We start from the raw sequence: 2,926 nt of genomic DNA on the forward strand, positions 1-2,926 counted from the left end.
GCGCCACCGCCTTCTCGGCGCCGACGCCGGTGAGCGAGCGGACCTCCATCTCGGCGGCCTTGGCCGGGTTCTCGTCGGCCTTGCCGAGGAACGTCCCGACCACACCGAGCACGAAAGCCAGTGGGATGGAGACGATTCCGGGGTTGGACAGCGGGAACCAGTCGAAATCGGAGCCGGGCAGCATCGCGGTCTTGTTGCCGGAGACGGCGGGGGAGAACACGATCAGCACGATGGTCGAGATCAGGCCGCCGTACATGCTGAACAGCGCGCCGGTGGTGTTGAACCGCTTCCAGAACAGCGAGTACAGGATCGTCGGCAGGTTCGCCGCAGCGGCCACCGCGAAGGCCAGCGCCACCAGGAACGCGATGTTCTGCCCGTTGGCGAGGATGCCGAGGCCGATCGCGATCGCGCCGATCACCACGGCGGTGATCCGGGACACCTGCACCTGCTTGGTGTCATCGACCCTGCCGCGCTTGATGACTCCGGCGTAGATGTCGTGCGCGAACGAGGTCGCCGCGGTGATGGTGAGCCCGGCGACCACCGCGAGGATGGTGGCGAACGCGACCGCCGAGATGACGCCGAGCAGGATCACGCCGCCGAGCTCGAACGCGAGCAGCGGCGCCGCGGAGTTCTGCCCGCCCGCGGCCGCGAGGATCCGGTCCGGCCCGACGACCGCGGCGGCGCCGTAGCCGAGGACCAGGGTGAACAGGTAGAACGCGCCGATCAGCCCGATCGCCCACACGACCGATCGGCGCGCCTCCTTGGCGGTCGGCACGGTGTAGAAGCGCATCAGCACGTGGGGCAGGCCCGCGGTGCCGAGCACCAGCGCCAGACCGAGCGAGAGGAAGTTCAACTTGGAGGTGGAGCTGCCGCCGTACTGCGCGCCGGGCGCGAGCACGTCGCGGGCGGCCACGGCCTTGGACTTCGAGCCGGTCACGTGTTCCTGGGCCGAGCCGAGGATGTCGGAGAGGTTGAAGCCGAACTTGGCGAACACCATGACCGTCATCAGCGCGGCGCCCGCGATCAGCAGCACGGCCTTGATGATCTGCACCCACGTGGTGCCCTTCATGCCGCCGACGAGCACGTACACGATCATCAGCACGCCGACCACGGCGATGACGATGGACTGCCCGGTCTTGTCGGAGATGTCGAGCAGCAGCGCGACCAGGCCACCGGCGCCGGCCATCTGCGCGAGCAGGTAGAACAGCGACACCGCGAGGGTGGTCAACGCCGCGGCGGTGCGCACCGGTCCTTGCTTGAGCCGGAAGCTGAGCACGTCGGCCATGGTGAATTTGCCGGTGTTCCTGAGCATCTCGGCGACGAGCAGCAGCGCGACCAGCCAGGCGACCAAGAACCCGATGGAGTACAGGAATCCGTCGTAGCCGTACACCGCGATGGCCCCGGCGATGCCGAGAAAGCTTGCGGCGGAAAGATAGTCGCCCGCGATGGCGATGCCGTTCTGCGGGCCGGAGAAGCCGCGGCCGCCGGTGAAGAAGTCGGCGGCGGTGGCGTTGTTGCGGCTGGCGCGGATGACCACGACCATGGTGATCGCGACGAACACCGCGAAGATCGCGATATTGGCCGCCGGGTTGCCGACGGTCGCCGCCGCGGCGTAGGTGCTGACGTGGTTCACGCGCGGCCTCCCTCGAGCTTGCTGCGGATGGCCGCCGCGCGCGGGTCCAGTTCGCGGTTGGCGAACCGGACGTAGAGCGCGGTGATGGCGAAGGTGGAGACGAACTGGCCGAGACCGAGCAACAATCCGACGTTGATGTTGCCGAAGACCTTGTGCGCCATGAAGTCGTGCGCGTAGGCGCCGAGTAGTACGTAGCTGAGGTACCACACGAGGAACAGGGCCGTCATCGGGAAAACGAAGCGGCGCAAGCGCGTTCGCAGTTCCTGAAAGTCCGGGCTGGCCTGTACCTCGAAGAATTCGTCTGCACTCGGCGTGCGCCGCGGTGCGCTGCCGTCGAGCTCTGTACTGGTCATGGTCGTCCTAGCTTGTGACATGGCTTACTTGCTCAGCACCGTAGCCAGGCCCGCATGAGGAAACGATGATGTGGCGTGGGTCACTCCGGGAAGGCGGCCGATTGTGCGGTGAACGGTCGGTGTGGCACGACGAACGGTTCGCGGTCAGTTCGACCGCAGGCTGCGTTCCCGGTCGGCGCCCATGCCGAGCCGCTCCGGGGCGTGCATGCGGACGAAGACGCGCCCGACCCGGCGGGCGCCCGGGCCCTGAGTCACGTTGCTCACCAGCACCATTGCCGCGAACGCCAGCGGGACGCTGATTGCGGCGGGGTAGCCGAGCAGCGCGGCGGGCCAGCCGTTCGCCACCCTGTCGGACAGGCCGCCGGTCACCGACACCACGGTGGCCGTGCCCGCCGCCAGGCCGCCCGCGATCAGGCCCGCGGCCGCGCCCGCCGCGGTGAGCCCGCGCCACCAGATGCCGAGGACCAGCAGGGGGCACAGGGTCGAGGCGGCCACCGCGAACGCCAGACCGACCGTGCGCGACAGGTCGAGCGAGGCCACCGTGAGCGAAAGGGTAAGCGGCACAGCGCCCGCCACCACCGCCGCCGCCCGGAAGTCGCGGATCCGCCCGCGCAGCATGTCGGTGCTGAGCACGCCCGCGATGCTCACCAGCAGCCCCGACGAGGTGGACAGGAACGCGGCGATCGCGCCCGCGGCGACCAGCGCGGCCAGCAGCTGCCCCGGCAGCCCGGCGACCACCGAGCCGGGCAGCAGCACCACGGCGGCGTCGGAGGTCCCGGTGATCAGCAGCTGCGGCACGTACAGCCGCGCGAAAGCGCCCAGCAGCACCGGGAACAGGTAGAACAACCCGACCAACCCGATCACCGCGACCGCCGTCGCGCGCGCGGCCCGTCCGTCCGGATTGGTGTAGAAGCGCACGAGCACATGCGGCAGCCCCATG

At 69.3% G+C, this 2,926-nt stretch carries 3 protein-coding genes; all 3 read right to left on the minus strand.

Going from position 1 to position 2,926, the window contains the following annotated elements; all coding sequences use genetic code 11:
* The coding region (locus tag ON39_RS11485; protein ID WP_040733524.1) for a monocarboxylic acid transporter at positions 1 to 1,633 on the minus strand (1,633 nt) is incomplete at its 3' end.
* A complete protein-coding gene (locus ON39_RS11490; protein ID WP_040733525.1) occupies positions 1,630 to 1,986 on the minus strand; it encodes a DUF485 domain-containing protein in 357 nt (118 codons plus the stop codon). The genes ON39_RS11485 and ON39_RS11490, both read right to left, overlap by 4 nt.
* A gap of 144 nt (positions 1,987 to 2,130) precedes the next feature.
* A partial coding sequence (locus ON39_RS11495; RefSeq protein WP_040733526.1) for a sodium:solute symporter family transporter occupies positions 2,131 to 2,926 on the minus strand: 796 nt, incomplete at its 5' end.

It is taken from the genome of Nocardia tenerifensis NBRC 101015 (assembly GCF_000308715.1).
In the GTDB taxonomy this organism is placed as follows: Bacteria; Actinomycetota; Actinomycetes; order Mycobacteriales; family Mycobacteriaceae; genus Nocardia; species Nocardia tenerifensis.

Bases quoted from the DNA above. Each gene is read 5' to 3' on its own strand.
- ON39_RS11490 (WP_040733525.1), bottom strand. From the start codon at position 1,986: ATGACCAGTACAGAGCTCGACGGCAGCGCACCGCGGCGCACGCCGAGT.